Source organism: Campylobacter concisus (assembly GCF_003048405.1).
GTDB lineage: Bacteria > Campylobacterota > Campylobacteria > Campylobacterales > Campylobacteraceae > Campylobacter_A > Campylobacter_A concisus_Q.
Genome location: NZ_PIQS01000001.1, coordinates 616,919 through 633,840 on the forward strand (window position 1 = coordinate 616,919; position 16,922 = coordinate 633,840).

The following is a 16,922-nucleotide window of genomic DNA, read 5'->3' on the forward strand; positions in this document are numbered from 1 at the left end:
ATGCAAGAAGTCTTAGAAATTTTAAAAAAGACGTCCGTCTTGGTAGTTGAAGATGATGATATGGCAAGAGAGCTTATTATTAGCGGGCTTAAACCTTATTGCGAGCAGGTAATTGGTGCTTGCAATGGACAAGATGGCGTGGAGAAATTTAAAAAGCAAGGTTTTGATATCGTGATGAGCGATATTCATATGCCAGTGCTTAATGGCTTTGAGATGATGAATGAGATGAAGCGCACAAAGCCACACCAAAAATTTATCGTCTTTACCTCTTATGATAGCGATGAAAATTTGATAAAAAGCATGGAGGAAGGGGCGATGCTTTTTTTAAAAAAGCCTATTGATATGAAGGATCTTAGATCAATGCTTATTAGTTTAAGTTTTGAACGAGATGAAAAGCTAGTTTATTTAAGTGATGAGGTGAGTATAAATTTAAAAAGAGAGAAAATTTATAAAAACGGCATTGAAATTTATCTTAGCTTTTTGCAAAATAAGATATTTTGGCTCTTTGCTTATAACCTAAATAAGCTAGTTACTTATGAGATGATAGAAGAATTTGTCTATGAGAGCGATGTTAGCAAGGCGGCTATCCAAAATGTGATACTTCGCCTAAAACGCGAGCTTGGTGTAAAATTTAAAAACATCAGCGAGAGTGGATATATTTTAATCACAAAATCTGAATGATTTAGAATTATCGCCACCTTGTACCATAGTACAATATACAAAAGTAATTAAATATACTAAAATACCGACAAATAAAAATAAGGAATAAAGAAGATGGCAGCAGTAGCTGGTATAGTTAAAAGCGTTTCATCTGATGTTATAGCGATAGACCAAAATGATCATGTAAGAGTTTTAGACGTAAATGATAAAGTATATATCGGAGAGGCTATAAAGGGCGAGAGCGAAAGCTCAAGCATTACAATCACTGCAAATGATGGACAAGATATATCAATAAACGGATACGATACTCTTTGGCTAGACAGTAGCGTAGTAAGCGATGATGTTGGTGAGTCTAGCATAGATACTGACGCATTGTTTAAAGCGCTTCTTGGCAATGATTATGTATCGATTTTAGATCATATAAATGAAAAAGTAGATGATATTCTTAGTACAACCAATTTAGAGCAAGAAGAGCCAAATGATGAGGCTAGCGTAAATATTAGTTTTAATGAAATATATCCAAATTTAGCAAATGAGCATGGATTAAGAGAAGATGATCTCTTAGCTAAAATAAACGAACATAAAGAGAGCGATAAGCAGATGATAGATCCTAGCTTTGAGCATACAAATCTTAACGCAACTACGATATATATAGATATCGATAACGACTTAAATAAACTTTCATAAATTTGAGCTTTTTGCTCAAATTTCTTCTGTTTTAAAAAACTCAAATTTATCTAATATCCTCTATAATAAGCCAAAAATTTCAAAGGAAAACGATGAAAAAAATTCTAATCATCGCAGGCTCTTGTAATAGTGGCACAGCTGGACTTCAAGCAGATATAAAAACATGTGCTAGGCTTAATTGTTATAGTGCAACAGCGGTAACTTCTTTGGTCGCTGAGACTACGGATGCTGTAAAAAGCGTGGTTTGCTTAGAGCCTAGTTTTGTCAAAGATCAGCTAAATACGCTTGCGGAAGAATTTAGCTTTGATGCGATAAAAATTGGCATGCTATTTAGTGAAGAGATCATGGAAGTGGTGCGTGAGTTTTTACTAGCTCAAAATACCAAAGTAGTGCTTGATCCAGTTTGCGTCTCAAAAAGCGGACACAAGCTTATAAAAGATAGTGCGGTGGCAAAACTAAAAGAGCTAATGAGCTTAGCTACGGTAACTACTCCAAATTTAGATGAGGCAAATGTGCTTTTTGGTGATGATTATAAAGATTTGCCTTGTGATGTTATCGTAAAGAAACATATCAGCGAAGATAGCAGTATAGACACACTTTATAAAAAAGATGGTTCGCTAAGAAATTTTAAGACCCCACTTGTTAATCCGCTTGTAATGAGTGGAACTGGTTGTAGCTTCTCAACTGCACTTGCTTGCTTTTTAGCAAAGGGCAAGAGCCTAGAGGAGTCTATACAACTTTCAAAAGAGTATATTTGTTCTATTATAAAAGAGAGCATAGATACAAAACTTGGCAAAAATCGCCTACTTTGGCATGGAGCGAAGTAAAAATTTATCCCTCTGATCTTTGCACGGCAGCTGAGTGAGTGATGATGTCGTGCAGATTTAGTTTGTCTTTTCTAAAAAAACAAAGGCAAAGTCCAAGTATACTAAAGCCAGCAAAGGCAAAGCAAATTTGGCGTAAGATGGTGTGAAAAAAACTTAGTTTTCTACCGGTTTTTAGGTTTATCAGATAAATTTCTTGTGCTTTGTAGCCTGGAGTTTGTGCTTTTATGCTAAAAAAAAGGCACATTATAAATGAAATTAAGCTATTTGCACCAAAAATGGCAATTTGGTTATGCAAAAATGCCTCTTTGCCATCGAGCACAAGATATGTTGTCGCATAAAATATTGGCATACCGATGATAAAAAGATCGATGATAAATGCCTTTGCTCTAGCCCAAACAGGTGCGATTTTTGCCTTTTGTTTTGCCAACTCAATTTCCCGTGTTTATGTAGATACGGCTAAATTTCTCCCAGTCGTATAGATAGACTAGGTTATCGCTCTTGCCATTATCGTGCGTGACGCAGAGCATAGTAGAGGCACGTGAGACCTTGCACCAGTGATTATAGAGATCAAGTTTTTTGATATCACTTTCTAGCACGCCAAAACAGCCTATATATTCATAAATGCTAAGATCAAAAAAGCTTTTATTTTCGGTCCTTAGCAAGCATTTTTTGCTATTTTCTTGCATTAAACTAGCTCTACACCTTTGCCATTTACTACTTCACCGATCACGTAGCCATCGCTACTAGCTAGGACAGCGTCAACGTTTTCTTTAGGCACAACTAATATCATGCCAACGCCCATGTTAAAGGTTCTCATCATCTCGCTATCTTCTACTTTTTGAGCGATGATTTTAAAAATTTCAGGCGTTTTTATAACGCTTTTTTGTACTTTTGCACCAAGTCCAGCAGGGAATACGCGAGGCAAGTTTTCAACTATGCCACCACCTGTTATATGCGCCATTGCTGTGATCTTGTCTTTTAAACTTAAAAAGTCGCTCACATAAATTCTTGTTGGCTCAAGAAGCACGTCGATGAGCGCTCTATCGCCCACTTTTTCGTCAAATTTTAGCCCAAGTTCGCTTACTACTTTTCTTGCAAGCGAAAAGCCATTTGAGTGCAGGCCACTACTTGGAAGTGCAACTAAAACGTCACCATATTTTACAAATTTGCTCCTATCGATCTCATCAGACTCGGCGATACCAACGGCAAATCCAGCAAGATCAAAGTCACCTTTTTCATACATAGATGGCATCTCCGCTGTCTCACCGCCTATCAGTGCGCACTGCGCCTTTTTGCAGCCATTTGCGATGCTTTTTACCACCTCTTTGGCACTCTCTATCTCAAGCTTTGCTGTCGCATAGTAATCTAGGAAAAAGAGTGGTGTAGCGAAGTTGCAGATGAGATCATTTACGCACATTGCGACTAGATCCTCGCCAACGCCGTCAAATTTTTTAGCGTCGATAGCTAGGCGAAGCTTCGTGCCAACGCCATCAGTCGCTCCCAAAATAGCTGGATTTTTATATCCGTTTGGTAGTCTGACTGCTCCTGAAAATGACCCAATGCCACCTATAACGTTTGGTGTTTGTGTAGATTTTACGAAAGGCTTTATCGCCTCAACAAAGCTATTTCCAGCATCTATATCCACTCCAGCATCTTTATAGCTTATCATCTTTGCCCTTTTTTGTAATTTTCTAAAACTTTAGCCAAAAGTTGCTAAAATTGTTATCAATTTTCAAAAATGGAGCGAGTTTGCAGAAATTTCCAAACGCTTATGTCATCACGGGCTCTATTGCTAGTGGCAAAAGCACTGTTTTAAATTTGCTAAAAGAACGAGGTTTTAGCGTGATTGATGCTGACTTGATCGCTCATGAGCAGCTTGAAATTTGTAAATGTGAGATAGTTGAAGTTTTTGGAGAGCAAATTTTAGACGAAAGTGGTAAAATCGATCGTAAAAAGCTTGGCACGATCGTCTTTCGTGAGCCAAAAAAGTTAAAAATTTTAGAGCAAATTTTACATCCAAAGATAAAGGAAGAAATTTTATCTCGCGCTACGAAGCTTGAGTGCTTGGGGCAGGTTTATTTTGTCGATATCCCTTTGTTTTTTGAAAAAGAGGATCGCTACGCTGAGTTTAAAAATGTTGCCGTGATTTACGCACCAAAAGAGCTTTTACTAAGCCGCTTAATGAACCGAAATGGTCTAAGTTTAGAGGATACAAAAGCTAGAGTGGAGCTTCAGATGGATATCGAGCAAAAGCGAGAAAAGGCAAATTTTGTTATAGACAACAGCGGTGATAAAGAAAATTTAGAGCAGGAACTAGAGAAATTTCTATGGCAAATTTATGGCTGAGCTTATATAAATTTGGCAAAAAGTAGAGCAATTTTAAAGGAAAAATAATGCAAGTTTCAAAGTACAACGCTAGTGGCAACGATTTTGTAATATTTCATACATTTTTGAGCAAAGATAGAGGCGAGCTAGCAAGGCAAATTTGCAGCCGAACGAACAGCGTTGGAGCTGATGGGCTCATCGTACTTTTGCCTTACGAAAAGGGCGTGAAATGGGAGTTTTACAACAGCGATGGAAGTTACGCTGCGATGTGTGGCAATGGCTCGCGCGCGGCTGCTAGATATGCCTATCTAAATGGTCTTGTTAGTTCAAACGAATTTGCTCTGCTAACTGGCAGTGGCGAGGTGATGGCAAGCGTGAAAGACGAGTGTGTCGAGGTTGTGCTAACAAGTCCAAAAATTTTAAGTGAGCCACTAAATGAAAACGGCAAAACTTGGTACTTTTACGATACTGGCGTGCCTCATCTTGTAAATTTCACGCAAAATTTAGATGAATTTGACGTCAAAGAGTGCAGGGCGCTTCGTCAAAAATACAATGCAAATGTAAATTTAGCCAAATTTGATGGCGAAGTTTTAAAGGTGAGAACCTACGAAAGGGGTGTGGAGGACGAGACGCTAGCTTGTGGCACTGGTATGGCAGCTTGCTTTTACAGCGCTACTTTAAATTTAAACGCACCACAATGTCTAAAAGTCTATCCAAAAAGCGGCGAGGAGCTTGGACTTAGGCTAGAAAATGATAAAATTTTATTTAGCGGAGCGGTGAAACACTGTTTTGATACGAGTGTCGAAATTTAGCTATTTAGAGCGAGTTTTATACTTACTCTTGGCTAGTTTGGCTAGTAATGGTAAGTAAATTTTTCAAATTTATATTACTAAATTTGTACCTAGCTGATGAAGTAAAATTTTATAGTGGTATTAATTTAAAATTTGAATACAAAATAACTAAGTTAAAAACTCGAAAAATAAATTTTAATAAAAATTTGATAGGAATTTAAAAAAAAGAAAATCTCCGCCGAAGCGGAGAAAAGGTGTTATTTCAAAGCATCTTTTGCTTGTTTTGCAAGTGCCGCAAATGCCTTCGCGTCATTCATAGCTAGATCAGCTAAAATTTTTCTATCAAGTTCTATGTTAGCTTTGTTTAGGCCGTTGATAAATCTTGAATAGCTAATGTCGTTTAGTCTGCAAGCTGCGTTGATACGAACGATCCATAAACGTCTGAAATCACGTTTTTTCTGGCGTCTGTCGCGGTATGCGTAAACTAAACTTCTCTCTAGTTGCTCTTTAGCTTTTCTAAAGTGTTTATGTCTAGCACTAAAAAAGCCACGTGCTAGCTTTAAAACTTTCTTATGGCGTCTTCTTCTAACTACGCCTGTTTTTACTCTTGCCATATTTATCCTTTTACAAATTGGCGCTCACGAAGTGAGTCTTGCCCCTAAATTTGGGGGAGTTTGAATGACTTTTTTGTCAAAAACTTAAATCTAAGCTGCTTTATACGCCGAGCATTTTGCGAACAGCTGAGACATTTGTGCTATCCACATAGTGTGGCCCACGAAGGTCTCTCATACGCTTACTAGGTTTTTTTGTTAAGATATGGCTTCTAAAAGCAGAGCCTCTTTTTATCTTATTTTTACCTACTTTAAAGCGCTTAGCAGCACCGCGAACGGTTTTCATCTTTGGCATGCTAATCCTTTTTGAAATTTTATACGCAATTGCGTAAGTTTTGGATTATAGCGAAAATACCTTTAGAAAATTTAAATTTCACTTAGACAAAATTTGCAATAAATTTACATTAAACTTAAAAAAATTTTAAAATTTATAATTAAATTATTAAAAATTGCATATAATCACATAAAGAAATTTTATTTCACTAAAGGAGTAAAGAATGAAAGGGAAAATTCTTGCATCAATTGTTGCTATGAGTGCGATTTTAGGCACAAGTAGCTTGGCATGCACTACCATTTTAGTAGGAGATAAAGCTTCAAACGACGGCTCCATGCTGGTTGCCAGGAGTGCAGATAGTAAGGCTGTGAAGGCACAAGTCTTTTTGATCCATCCGGCCACAAAAAATCAAACTGGCATGCACAGCTCAAAGGCACATGATGGCGCAAATGACTTTACATATCCGCTTCCAAAAGATGGTATGAGATACACAACCATCGCAAACTCTCACACAAAACTTCACGGAGCGGTCGGCTACAATGAAGCTGGCGTTGGACTAAGCGGCACTGAGACCATATACGCAAAAGACGAGCTTTTAAAGATCGACCCATATAACGAAGAGAGTGGCATCACCGAAGATGACATCCCGGACGTACTTTTGCCACGTATGAAGAGTGCAAAAGAGGGCGTTAAGCTTCTTGGTGAGATAGTCGAGACTAAGGGCGCTGGCGAGGGCTTTGGCGTGGTATTTATCGACGCAAACGAGCTTTGGTACTTTGAAACTGGCACAGGCCACAAATGGATCGCTACAAAGATCGCTCCAGATGAGTATTTTGTTACTGCAAATCAAGGCCGCCTTCAAAACTATAAAGAGAACGATCCAAATTTTATGGGAGCAAAAGATGTGATCAAATTTGCGATCGATAACAAGACTTATGACCCTGCAAAAGACGGAGAATTTAACTTCACAAAGGCCTATACAAGGGACGATGAGAGGGATGTGACTTATAACTACCCACGTGTTTGCTGGGTGCAAAGCATGTTTAACCCAAGCCTAAAACAAGACTTCGCAGATGGTCAGAAATTTCCAGTATTTTTAAAACCAGAGAAAAAACTAAGTGTTGAAGACCTAAAAGCTGCGATGAGAGCCCACTACAACGGCACTGCGTTTGATAACTACGCCAGCAAAGATGAAGATAAGAAAAATGTCTACCGCGCTATAAGCGTCTTTAGAACATACGAGTCTCACGTCATGCAGGTACGCCCATGGCTACCAAAAGAGATTGGACGCGTAACTTACGTCGCTCTTGGTATGGCCGATCTTAGTGTTTATTTGCCGTATTACGAGGGGCTTGATGGCTTTATAAAAGGCTACTCAGATGGCTCTTATGACGCTGATGATACTTCAATATACTGGGTTTATAGAAAGCTTCAAACCCTTGTGATGACTGACTATGAGAAGTATTCGCCAGTGGTAAAAGAGGCCTATGTTAAATTTGAAAAAGAGTTGGCGGTAAAACAGGCTAAATTTGAAGATGAGTACGTAAAGCTTTATAAAAAAGATAAGAAAAAAGCAGACAAACTCCTAAATGAATTTAGTAAAAAGATGATGCAAGAGGCTAAGGATCTAACTCAGGAGCTTACAAATAAGGTCTTTACGATGCTTACAGCTGATATGGACGCTAAGCTAAAATCCCTAAATAAAGGCAAAAAAGACTAAAAATTTTTGGGCGTGAAATTTAGTAGCGCCCAAGCTTTAAACAAAAATTTGGCAAAGAGCGTTTATAATGCCGGACAAAATTTATCTCAAAGGAAAAACGCTGATGCCTTGTCCCATGCATAAAGCTCATTAATCTCGGCAAAAAACATATCAGCGATTTTCAAAAAACACGCAAATTTTTAAACAATTTCACATTTTTTTATATTGAAATAAATCCTTTTTTGCTAGCAGGTCCGTTGCATTGTAACTGCATTTTTAATAGCAAAGCTAAGCAGTGTTTGAAATTTGGCAAGGATCTTTTTAGCAGGGTTTTTTATAAATTTTACTTTAGCTTAAGAAGAAGTGGGTGTCATCCACCACGTGTGGTATGACCCAGACTTGTGCGCAGCGCAACAACATTGAACGTGCTGGGGGTTTGGATCCGCAGGGATAAGGGGGCGGTTTCGTAATTCTAGCCCCCTTGTACCTGCATAAAAATATTCAAGATTGCTGTGCAGGGTACAGATTTAATTAAAAAAAGAAATTTAAAAAGGATAAAAATGATAAAAAGTTATGTTTTAGGTTTTCCAAGAATCGGAGAGAAAAGAGAGTTAAAGCGCGCGTTAGAGGGCTTTTGGGCTGGTAAAGAGGGCTTTAGTGAAGAAAATTTGCAAGAGACTGCAAAGACACTTCGCCAAAGACACTGGAAATATCAACAAGACGCTGGCATTTCGGCTATTAGCGTTAATGATTTTTCATTTTACGACCTAATGCTTGATAACATCATCGCTTTTGGCGCTACGCCTCCAAGATTTGCAAATTTAAGCGGCTTAGAGCAATATTTTGCTTGCTCAAGAGGCAATAAAAATGGCGTTGCGATGGAGATGACAAAGTGGTTTAACACAAATTACCACTACATCGTGCCAGAGCTTAGCAGCGAGAGTAAATTTAGCCTAAAAGCGGACAAAATTTTAAATGAATACAAAGAGGCGAAGGCTAACGGCGTAAAAGGCAAGGTAAATTTGATCGGTCCTATCACATTTTTGGCCCTTTCAAAGACGACTGACGGCAGCTGCCCATTTAAGCACCTTGACGCGCTTGTAGGCGAGTATAAAAAGCTACTTGAGCAAATTTCTAAGCTTGATGATGAAATTTTAGTGCAGTTTGACGAGCCGATCTTTGTAACTGACAAAAATGAAAGCGATCTTTTGCCACTTATAACTAAGGTTTATAACGAGCTAACGGGCATTGCTAGCAATATCAAAATCGTATTTGCGACATATTTTGAGCATGCGATTAAAGCAGTTAGCGAAGTGGCTAAAACTAAAATTTACGGCATCGCACTTGACTTCATCCATGGCAAGAGAAATTTCGAGGCACTTGAGACTATCAAAAATAGCCATTTGACACTATTTGCTGGTGTGATCGATGGTAGAAACATCTGGAAAAGCAACATTGATGATAAGGTAAAACTTGTTCGTGAAATTTCAGAAAAAATAGGCGGCAAAGACTTTTATATCGGCACTTCATGCTCACTTCTTCACGTGCCATACACTCTAAAATATGAAGAGAATTTAAACCCAGAGATAAAAAGCTGGCTAAGCTTTGCGGTTGAGAAGCTTGATGAGATCAAGATCATCACAAAACTAGCAAACGGCGAGAAACTTGATGAGGCTGAAGCAAAAATTTACGAAGAGAACAAAAATGCAGTTAAAACTCGCGCTACTTCGAAGCTCATCCACTCTGAAAGCGTCCAAAAGCGCGTTAAAAATTTAAGTAAATTTGAGCGTGATGAGAAATTTGAAGACCGCATCAAAATTCAACGTGAAACGCTAAAATATGGTATCTTGCCAACAACAACGATAGGTAGCTTCCCTCAAACTGTTGATCTTCGCGTACTTCGCCAAAATTTCAAAAAAGGCGAGATCGACGCAGCTGCTTATGAAGCAGGTATCAAAAAATATATCGATCACTGCGTGAAATTTCAAGAAGATATCGGCCTAGACGTGCTAGTACACGGCGAGCCAGAGAGAAACGACATGGTTGAGTACTTTGGCGAGCAGATCAGCGGATATGCATTTAGCCAAAATGGCTGGGTACAAAGCTACGGCAGCCGCTGCGTCAAGCCACCACTTCTCTTTGGTGACGTAAGCCGCCCAGAGCCGATGACTGTTAAGTGGATGAAATACGCTCAAAGCATCACAAAACACGTAATGAAGGGCATGCTAACAGGTCCTGTGACTATGCTAAACTGGAGCTTTGTGCGTGACGATCTTCCAAGAAGCGAGGTGGCAAAGCAACTTGCGCTTTGTATCTATGACGAGATCGCAGACCTTCAAAATGCAGGCATCAGAGTGATCCAAGTCGATGAGGCAGCATTTAAAGAGGGCTATCCGCTAAGAGCCGAAAATATACCAGCTTATGAGAAATTTGCGGTTGATTGCTTCAAGCTTTCAGTAAGCTCGGCTGAGGCGAAAACTCAGATCCACACGCATATGTGCTACTCTGAATTTAACGATATTATTAAGACCATTGAAGCAATGGACGCTGATGTTATCAGTATCGAAACTGCAAGAAGCGGCAACGAACTACTTAAAATTTTCAAAGCCGTTGGCTACAAACAAGAGGTCGGACCTGGCGTTTACGACATCCACAGCCCACGTGTGCCAAGTGTTGAGGAGATCGTCGCTCAGATCAAAGCTCTACTTGAAGTCTTGCCAAAAGAGCAACTCTGGATCAACCCAGATTGTGGCCTAAAAACTAGAAAATGGGAAGAGGTCGAGCCAAGCCTTAAAAACATGGTAGAAGCCGTCAAGATCGTAAGAGGTCTATAATACAAATTTTAGCGTCTAGTAAGCCTAGGCGCTAAACTCCGTTTAAATTTCAAAAAAAGTTAGAAAATGTTAAAAGATAAGATCATAAACAATGAAAGTGGCATAGTGCTTTATGGCCTAACGCCTCCAAAGGCTGAATTTGACGAGGTGAAGCTTAAAGAGATCGCTGCAAAATGGGACAAGAGGATTACAGATGTGCAGGCTGATGGCTTGGTGCTTTATGAGATCCAAGATGAAAGTAGCCGTATAAAAAGCGAGCGAACTTTTGAATTTAGTGATACATTAAGCCCTGAAATTTACTACTCAAAATATCTAAATTTAAAGACACCAAGCATCTTTTATAGGGTCGCGAATAAATATAATGAGAGTGAATTTAGAGCAAATTTAGCCAAAAGTAGTAGCGATATAAATGTTTTTGTTGGCGTTGCTTCTGGTAAAGTAGAGCCCAAAATGAGCCTAGAGCGTGCTTATGAGATCGCTAGAGATGAGTTTAAAGAGCTTGTAGTGGGTGGTGTTTGCATAGCTGAGAGGCACGCTAAAAAGGGTGATGAAGAGCAAAGGATGAGCCAAAAGGCCAAAATGGGAGCAAAATTTTTCATCTCACAGGCGGTTTTTGATATAAATTTGGCTAAAAATTTACTAACAAGCGTGGCAAAAAGTGGGTTAAATTTGCCTATTATTTTGACTTTTACTACTTGTGGCACGCCAAAAACGCTAGAGTTTATAAAGTGGCTTGGCATAAGCGTTGATGAAAAGAGCGAAAAAAGGATGCTTGGGAGTGATGATCTTTTAGCCACGGCATCGCAAATTTGCCTTGAAAATTTCGCAGAGCTTTATGAATTTGCTAAAAAGCTTGGTATAAATGTCGGTGTCAATGTTGAAAGTGTAATGGCAAAAAGAGCTGAGATAGAAGCGAGCCTAGAGCTAACACACAAGATGAGAGAGGTGTTTTGATAGTTTAAAAGCTATCAAAACTTATATTTTAGATGATTTTAGTAAGTTCTTAGTCTTTTTTGGCTTTAATTATATAAGATTTTTAAGCTCATTTTAAAGTAGATAAAATTTATGACAAATATATTATTATGTGGTGGTTCTGGTACGAGGTTATGGCCTATTAGCAGGACTTTAATGCCAAAACAATTTATTAAATTATTTGATGACAGGTCACTTTTTCAGCTAACTGCACTACGAAATAGTGAAATTTGTGACAATACATTCGTGATAACAAATATCGATCACTACTACTTGGCGATGGATCAGATAGAAAATTTAAATATCACAAATTTTAAATATCTGCTCGAGCCAGTTGGTAGAAATACTGCACCAGCGATCACGCTAGCTTGCCTTGCACTTGATCCAAATGAGATTGTTTTAGTAACCCCTTCAGATCATTTGATAAAAGAGATTAAAGTATATTACACAAGTGTAAAAGCTGCAAAGAAACTGGCAGAGCAAAATTTCTTGGTTACCTTTGGTATAAAGCCAAAGTCACCTGAGACAGGATTTGGATATATAGAGAGCTATAATGGTGATGTAAAGGCTTTTTATGAAAAGCCAGACTATGAAAGGGCGGTAAAATTTCTAAAAGATCAAAATTTCTACTGGAATTCAGGTATGTTTGTCTTTAAGGTAGGCGTTTTCTTGGATCAGATGAAAATTTTTGCTCCTGAGATACTTGAAGCGTGTAAACTTGCTTTTGATAACGCAAAAAAAGATGAAATTGATATCAAAATAGACGTTATCGACATGCAAAATATCCCACAAAATAGCATAGATTATGCTGTGATGGAAAAGTCAGATATCGTAAAAATGGTAGCTTTAGATGCGCCTTGGAGTGATCTTGGAAGCTTTGATAGTTTGGATGAGCAGCTGCCAAAAGATATCAGTGGTAATACAATAAATAGTGATCTTTTACAGATAAATTCTCACAATAATCTAGTCCTATCTAGTGGCAAAAAAATAGCCTTAATAGATGTCGATGATCTAACTGTAGTTGATACAAAAGATGCTCTTTTAATATCTAAAAAATCGTCTAGCCAAAAAGTAAAAAATGTGGTGGAAATTTTAAAAGATGAGAGCTCTGAGCTTTGTAATGCCCATGTCACGACAAATAGACCATGGGGAAACTACACTGTTCTTGAAAATCAAGATGGTTATAAGATAAAGATAATAGAGGTAAAACCTGGCAAAAGACTATCTTTGCAAAAGCATTTTCATAGAAATGAGCATTGGATAGTGCTATCAGGAAGTGCCACTGTGACGATCGGTGAGATAACTAGGCTTGTTTGTCCTAATGAGTCTATCTATATAAAAATGGGTGAAGTTCATAGACTATCTAATGAAGGAAAAATTCCTGTGGTTTTAATAGAAGCTCAGGTCGGCGAATATACAGGCGAAGATGATATAATTCGCCTAGATGATGATTTTAAAAGGTAATTTATGGATAAAAAAGTAGCGTTAATAACTGGTATAACGGGTCAAGATGGATCGTATCTGGCGGAATTTTTACTAAAAAAAGGCTATATAGTCCATGGTATAAAAAGGCGAACGAGTCTTTTTAATACAGACAGGATAGATCATCTTTACCAAGATCCGCACGTTGATAATAGAAACTTTTTCTTGCACTATGGCGACATGACGGACTCTATGAATCTGACAAGGATCATCCAAGAGGTGCAGCCAGATGAAATTTACAACCTAGCTGCCATGAGCCATGTACATGTTAGTTTTGAGACACCAGAATATGTCGCAAATGCTGATGGTACAGGCACTCTTAGATTGCTTGAAGCTATAAGGATATTAGGGCTTGAGAAAAAGACTAAAATTTATCAAGCCTCTACATCTGAGCTTTACGGAAAAGTGCAAGAGACGCCGCAAAGCGAAACGACTCCATTTTATCCAAGAAGTCCTTATGCGGTCGCAAAGATGTATGCGTACTGGATAACTGTTAATTATAGAGAGGCTTATGGCATTTTTGCTTGTAATGGCATATTGTTTAATCACGAATCACCAGTTAGAGGCGAGACATTCGTAACCAGAAAGATCACAAGAGCAGCTAGTAAGATAGCGCTTGGGCTTCAAGACAAGCTTTATCTTGGAAATTTAGACGCCAAAAGAGACTGGGGCCATGCAAAAGACTATGTGAAGATGATGTGGATGATACTGCAAGCCCCAGAGCCAGAAGACTGGGTGATAGCGACTGGCCAAACAACAGCGGTTAGAGATTTTGTAAAATTTGCATTTGCTTATGCTGGTATAAATTTGAGATTTGAAGGGGCTGGCGTAGATGAGGTAGGAGTCGTGGACTCACTAAATTTTGAAAAAGCAAAAGAGTTAAATTTAAATTTGTCCCATTTAAGTATCGGGCAAACTGTGGTTTGTGTGGATCCAAGATATTTTAGGCCAACAGAGGTTGACTTACTGCTTGGAGATCCTAGTAAAGCAGAGAAAAAACTAGGCTGGAAGAGAGAATTTAACCTTCAAGATCTAGTAAACGATATGATGAAGTCGGACTTAAAGCTCATGACAAAAGATGTCTATCTAAAAGATGGCGGATATGAGACAATGAGCTATTTCGAGTAAGAAATGGATAAGAATAGCAAAATTTATGTAGCAGGACACAAGGGTCTGGTAGGCTCTGCTATAGTGAAAAATTTACGATCAAAGGGCTATGAAAATATAATCACAAGAACTCATGGCGAGCTTGATCTAATGGATCAAAAAGCTGTTTATGAATTTTTTGAAAAAGAAAAGCCTGAGTATGTGGTGCTAGCTGCTGCAAAGGTCGGTGGAATAGTGGCCAATAGCACTTATAGGGCTGATTTTATCTATGAAAACTTACAAATTCAAAATAATGTGATCCATCAAAGTTATGTGCATAAGGTAAAAAAACTATTATTTTTGGGAAGCACTTGCATATATCCTAAAAATGCCCCACAGCCAATGAGCGAAGATGTGCTTTTGACATCTCCACTTGAATACACAAATGAGCCATACGCAATAGCTAAAATAGCTGGCATGAAGATGTGTGAGAGCTATAATTTACAGTACGGCACAAATTTTATATCTGTTATGCCTACAAATTTATATGGTCCAAACGACAACTTTGATCTAGAAACCTCGCATGTTTTGCCGGCGCTTATAAGAAAGATACACCTAGCAAAACTTTTAAGCGAAGAAAAATTTGATGAAGTGGTAAAAGATATAAAAGCAAAAGATACAAACGAAGGCATAACTTGTCTTAGTAAATTTGGCATTTCAAAAGAGCGAGTAGAAATTTGGGGCACAGGAAAACCTAGACGAGAGTTTCTGCACTCAGAAGATATGGCTGATGCTTGTGTATTTTTATTGGAAAATAGAGATTTTAAAGATACTTATGATAAAAATAGCAAAGAGATAAGAAATACTCATGTAAATATAGGTACGGGCAAAGATATCTCTATAAAAGAGCTAGCAAATTTAGTTAAAAATATAGTTGGTTTTAAAGGTGAGCTATGCTTTAATGATAGCAAGCCCGATGGTACGATACTAAAACTAACAGACCCATCTAAGCTCCACTCTCTTGGTTGGAAACATAAAATAGAGCTTGAAGATGGAATAAAAACACTTTATGAGTGGTATTTGAAAATAAATGATAGATAAAATAATATCATTAAAAAATCATCAAGGCTTTATGAAGTATTTTAAAAATACATCATGGCTTTTTTTTGAAAAAATACTTCGTATGTTTGTTGGGCTTTTTGTGGGGATTTGGGTGGCTAGATACTTGGGTCCTGAGAGGTTTGGACTTTTTTCATATGCTCAAAGCTTTGTAGGGCTTTTTGTTGCCATTGCTACGCTCGGACTTGATGGTATAGTAGTAAGGGAGCTAGTAAAGGATGAAAGTAGAACAAATGAGCTAATAGGTACTGCTTTTTACCTTAAGCTCATCGGTGCTATTTTGACGCTATTAGTTTTGGTAATTGCTACCCAGTTTACTTCAAATGATAGGTATACAAATTTATTAGTATTTATCATAGCTAGCGCTACTATATTTCAATCATTTAATGTAGTAGATATGTATTTTCAATCAAAAGTTTTATCAAAATATGTAGTATTTTCTAATATTATCTCTCTTTTTATAGGTAGTATAATAAAGATTACACTCATTTTAATTAACGCTCCACTTGTAGCTTTTGCATGGGCTATCCTATTTGATAGTATAGTTTTGGCTTTAGGATTTATTTATTTTTTCTTGAAATATTCAACATTAGAGATAAAAAAAATAAAATTTAGTAAAGTAGTTGCAATTATTTTACTAAAAGACTCTTGGCCTATGGCGATTACTATTTTGGTGATAATGTCTTATTCTAACTTAAATCAAATACTAATAGCTAATTTTTTAGGTAATGAGCAATTGGGATATTATTCTGTAGCGTATAGGATTTGTACTTTGGTTGATTTTATTCCTATAATTATAGTTGGTTCATTATTCCCAACAATTGTTAATTTAAAAAAATATTCACTAAGTTATATCAACAGGTTGCAATCTCTATCAAATTTATTAGTATTACTCGCGTTTCTGTATTCTATATTTATTTGCTTTTTTGCAAAAGAGATCATAATTATGCTTTATGGAGACGGGTATTATATAGCAATTGAAATTTTACAGATTCTGTCATTTTCTTGTGTATTTTCGTTTATTGGATATTTGAGTGGTAGAATATTTATTATTTATAATCTAGGAAAGATATATTTATTTAGGGCAATACTTGGGCTAGTAGTATTATATTGTTTTAGTATCATTTTATTACCGCATTACGGATTGAAAGGTGGAGCTATAAGCTTATTGGTTGCTGAATTTTTTGTTGTCTTTGTGTCAGATATTTTTTTTCTTAAAGAGACAAAAGATATACTAATTATAAAAATTAAGAGTCTATATTCTTTTTTTAGCATAAGATTTATATAGAAGCTTTTCACAAGGATAATGTATTATGAATTTTTGATATTAATATAGTCAAAAGCAATGGATATAGTTTTTTATAAATAGTAAATAAGGTTTATAGTTTGTAAAAATTTTTTATACAAAAGATCTAAATTGGGTTGAGTTTGATATTTTGTATTTATTTTTAATAAAGTTAAATATTTAATTTAAATATTAAAATAAAGAGTGGATAATGAACACGATTGGTGTAGGTAAGTTAAAGATTATTTTTGGAATAACTTATAGTTGAAA

Annotated in this window: 17 protein-coding genes; 12 read left to right on the forward strand and 5 right to left on the reverse strand. The window is 37.1% G+C overall.

Annotated features, from left to right (window positions below; all coding sequences use genetic code 11):
* From CVT18_RS03255 to CVT18_RS03265, 3 genes are all read left to right on the forward strand, one after another.
* Positions 1 to 681, forward strand: a complete 681-nt coding sequence (locus CVT18_RS03255; protein ID WP_084109786.1) for a response regulator transcription factor — start codon at positions 1 to 3, stop codon at positions 679 to 681.
* A gap of 93 nt (positions 682 to 774) precedes the next feature.
* Positions 775 to 1,347 (forward strand): hypothetical protein, encoded by a 573-nt coding sequence (locus CVT18_RS03260; RefSeq protein ID WP_103628551.1) that lies wholly within the window; start codon positions 775 to 777, stop codon positions 1,345 to 1,347.
* Between the two features lie 92 nt (positions 1,348 to 1,439).
* Positions 1,440 to 2,174 carry a hydroxymethylpyrimidine/phosphomethylpyrimidine kinase gene (locus CVT18_RS03265; RefSeq protein ID WP_084041757.1) on the forward strand — a complete coding sequence of 245 codons (735 nt, stop codon included), beginning with the start codon at positions 1,440 to 1,442 and terminating at the stop codon, positions 2,172 to 2,174.
* A 4-nt stretch (positions 2,175 to 2,178) separates the two neighbouring features.
* On the opposite strand, the gene CVT18_RS03270 is transcribed toward CVT18_RS03265, so the two are convergent.
* Genes CVT18_RS03270 through purM form a run of 3 tightly spaced genes read right to left on the reverse strand, consistent with a single transcriptional unit; the run spans position 2,179 to position 3,843 of the window.
* Complete coding sequence (locus CVT18_RS03270; protein ID WP_103628552.1) at positions 2,179 to 2,601, reverse strand: RDD family protein; 423 nt, start codon at positions 2,599 to 2,601, stop codon at positions 2,179 to 2,181.
* Between the two features lies 1 nt (position 2,602).
* Positions 2,603 to 2,860 carry a hypothetical protein gene (locus CVT18_RS03275; protein WP_103628553.1) on the reverse strand — a complete coding sequence of 86 codons (258 nt, stop codon included), beginning with the start codon at positions 2,858 to 2,860 and terminating at the stop codon, positions 2,603 to 2,605.
* On the reverse strand, positions 2,860 to 3,843 hold the full coding sequence (purM, locus tag CVT18_RS03280; protein WP_103628554.1) for a phosphoribosylformylglycinamidine cyclo-ligase: 984 nt from the start codon (positions 3,841 to 3,843) through the stop codon (positions 2,860 to 2,862). Before purM ends, CVT18_RS03275 begins: the two co-directional genes overlap by 1 nt.
* A gap of 80 nt (positions 3,844 to 3,923) precedes the next feature.
* Here purM and coaE point away from each other — a divergent pair, with 80 nt between their 5' ends.
* Both coaE and dapF read left to right on the forward strand, forming a co-directional pair.
* Complete coding sequence (coaE, locus tag CVT18_RS03285) at positions 3,924 to 4,520, forward strand: dephospho-CoA kinase (protein WP_103628555.1); 597 nt, start codon at positions 3,924 to 3,926, stop codon at positions 4,518 to 4,520.
* 47 nt (positions 4,521 to 4,567) lie between these two features.
* On the forward strand, positions 4,568 to 5,311 hold the full coding sequence (gene dapF / locus CVT18_RS03290; protein ID WP_103628556.1) for a diaminopimelate epimerase: 744 nt from the start codon (positions 4,568 to 4,570) through the stop codon (positions 5,309 to 5,311).
* A gap of 236 nt (positions 5,312 to 5,547) precedes the next feature.
* On the opposite strand, the gene rplT is transcribed toward dapF, so the two are convergent.
* Both rplT and rpmI read right to left on the reverse strand, forming a co-directional pair.
* A complete protein-coding gene (rplT, locus tag CVT18_RS03295; RefSeq protein WP_009295119.1) occupies positions 5,548 to 5,904 on the reverse strand; it encodes a 50S ribosomal protein L20 in 357 nt (118 codons plus the stop codon).
* A 100-nt stretch (positions 5,905 to 6,004) separates the two neighbouring features.
* Positions 6,005 to 6,196, reverse strand: coding sequence for a 50S ribosomal protein L35 (gene rpmI, locus CVT18_RS03300; protein ID WP_054195943.1), 192 nt, complete (start codon positions 6,194 to 6,196; stop codon positions 6,005 to 6,007).
* A 202-nt stretch (positions 6,197 to 6,398) separates the two neighbouring features.
* On the opposite strand from rpmI, the gene CVT18_RS03305 reads away from it, so the two are divergent.
* From CVT18_RS03305 to CVT18_RS03340, 7 genes are all read left to right on the forward strand, one after another.
* Positions 6,399 to 7,895 (forward strand): C69 family dipeptidase, encoded by a 1,497-nt coding sequence (locus CVT18_RS03305; RefSeq protein WP_103628557.1) that lies wholly within the window; start codon positions 6,399 to 6,401, stop codon positions 7,893 to 7,895.
* A 539-nt stretch (positions 7,896 to 8,434) separates the two neighbouring features.
* On the forward strand, positions 8,435 to 10,708 hold the full coding sequence (gene metE, locus CVT18_RS03315; protein ID WP_107824234.1) for a 5-methyltetrahydropteroyltriglutamate--homocysteine S-methyltransferase: 2,274 nt from the start codon (positions 8,435 to 8,437) through the stop codon (positions 10,706 to 10,708).
* Positions 10,709 to 10,774: 66 nt separating this feature from the next.
* Entirely contained in the window at positions 10,775 to 11,662 is an 888-nt protein-coding gene (locus CVT18_RS03320) for a DNA-binding protein (protein ID WP_103628559.1), read from the forward strand.
* Between the two features lie 111 nt (positions 11,663 to 11,773).
* Entirely contained in the window at positions 11,774 to 13,144 is a 1,371-nt protein-coding gene (locus CVT18_RS03325) for a mannose-1-phosphate guanylyltransferase/mannose-6-phosphate isomerase (RefSeq protein WP_107824235.1), read from the forward strand.
* Positions 13,145 to 13,147: 3 nt separating this feature from the next.
* Entirely contained in the window at positions 13,148 to 14,290 is a 1,143-nt protein-coding gene (gene gmd, locus CVT18_RS03330) for a GDP-mannose 4,6-dehydratase (protein ID WP_103628561.1), read from the forward strand.
* 3 nt (positions 14,291 to 14,293) lie between these two features.
* Entirely contained in the window at positions 14,294 to 15,349 is a 1,056-nt protein-coding gene (locus CVT18_RS03335; protein WP_103628562.1) for a GDP-L-fucose synthase family protein, read from the forward strand.
* Complete coding sequence (locus CVT18_RS03340) at positions 15,339 to 16,655, forward strand: flippase (RefSeq protein WP_234410264.1); 1,317 nt, start codon at positions 15,339 to 15,341, stop codon at positions 16,653 to 16,655. The genes CVT18_RS03335 and CVT18_RS03340 overlap by 11 nt, the downstream gene beginning before the upstream one ends.
* Positions 16,656 to 16,922: the final 267 nt, after the last annotated feature.

Bases quoted from the DNA above. Each gene is read 5' to 3' on its own strand.
- CVT18_RS03255 (WP_084109786.1), top strand. From the start codon at position 1: ATGCAAGAAGTCTTAGAAATTTTAAAAAAGACGTCCGTCTTGGTAGTT.
- CVT18_RS03260 (WP_103628551.1), top strand. From the start codon at position 775: ATGGCAGCAGTAGCTGGTATAGTTAAAAGCGTTTCATCTGATGTTATA.
- CVT18_RS03265 (WP_084041757.1), top strand. From the start codon at position 1,440: ATGAAAAAAATTCTAATCATCGCAGGCTCTTGTAATAGTGGCACAGCT.
- CVT18_RS03275 (WP_103628553.1), bottom strand. From the start codon at position 2,860: ATGCAAGAAAATAGCAAAAAATGCTTGCTAAGGACCGAAAATAAAAGC.
- purM (WP_103628554.1), bottom strand. From the start codon at position 3,843: ATGATAAGCTATAAAGATGCTGGAGTGGATATAGATGCTGGAAATAGC.
- dapF (WP_103628556.1), top strand. From the start codon at position 4,568: ATGCAAGTTTCAAAGTACAACGCTAGTGGCAACGATTTTGTAATATTT.
- rplT (WP_009295119.1), bottom strand. From the start codon at position 5,904: ATGGCAAGAGTAAAAACAGGCGTAGTTAGAAGAAGACGCCATAAGAAA.
- rpmI (WP_054195943.1), bottom strand. From the start codon at position 6,196: ATGCCAAAGATGAAAACCGTTCGCGGTGCTGCTAAGCGCTTTAAAGTA.
- CVT18_RS03305 (WP_103628557.1), top strand. From the start codon at position 6,399: ATGAAAGGGAAAATTCTTGCATCAATTGTTGCTATGAGTGCGATTTTA.
- metE (WP_107824234.1), top strand. From the start codon at position 8,435: ATGATAAAAAGTTATGTTTTAGGTTTTCCAAGAATCGGAGAGAAAAGA.
- CVT18_RS03320 (WP_103628559.1), top strand. From the start codon at position 10,775: ATGTTAAAAGATAAGATCATAAACAATGAAAGTGGCATAGTGCTTTAT.
- CVT18_RS03325 (WP_107824235.1), top strand. From the start codon at position 11,774: ATGACAAATATATTATTATGTGGTGGTTCTGGTACGAGGTTATGGCCT.
- gmd (WP_103628561.1), top strand. From the start codon at position 13,148: ATGGATAAAAAAGTAGCGTTAATAACTGGTATAACGGGTCAAGATGGA.
- CVT18_RS03335 (WP_103628562.1), top strand. From the start codon at position 14,294: ATGGATAAGAATAGCAAAATTTATGTAGCAGGACACAAGGGTCTGGTA.
- CVT18_RS03340 (WP_234410264.1), top strand. From the start codon at position 15,339: ATGATAGATAAAATAATATCATTAAAAAATCATCAAGGCTTTATGAAG.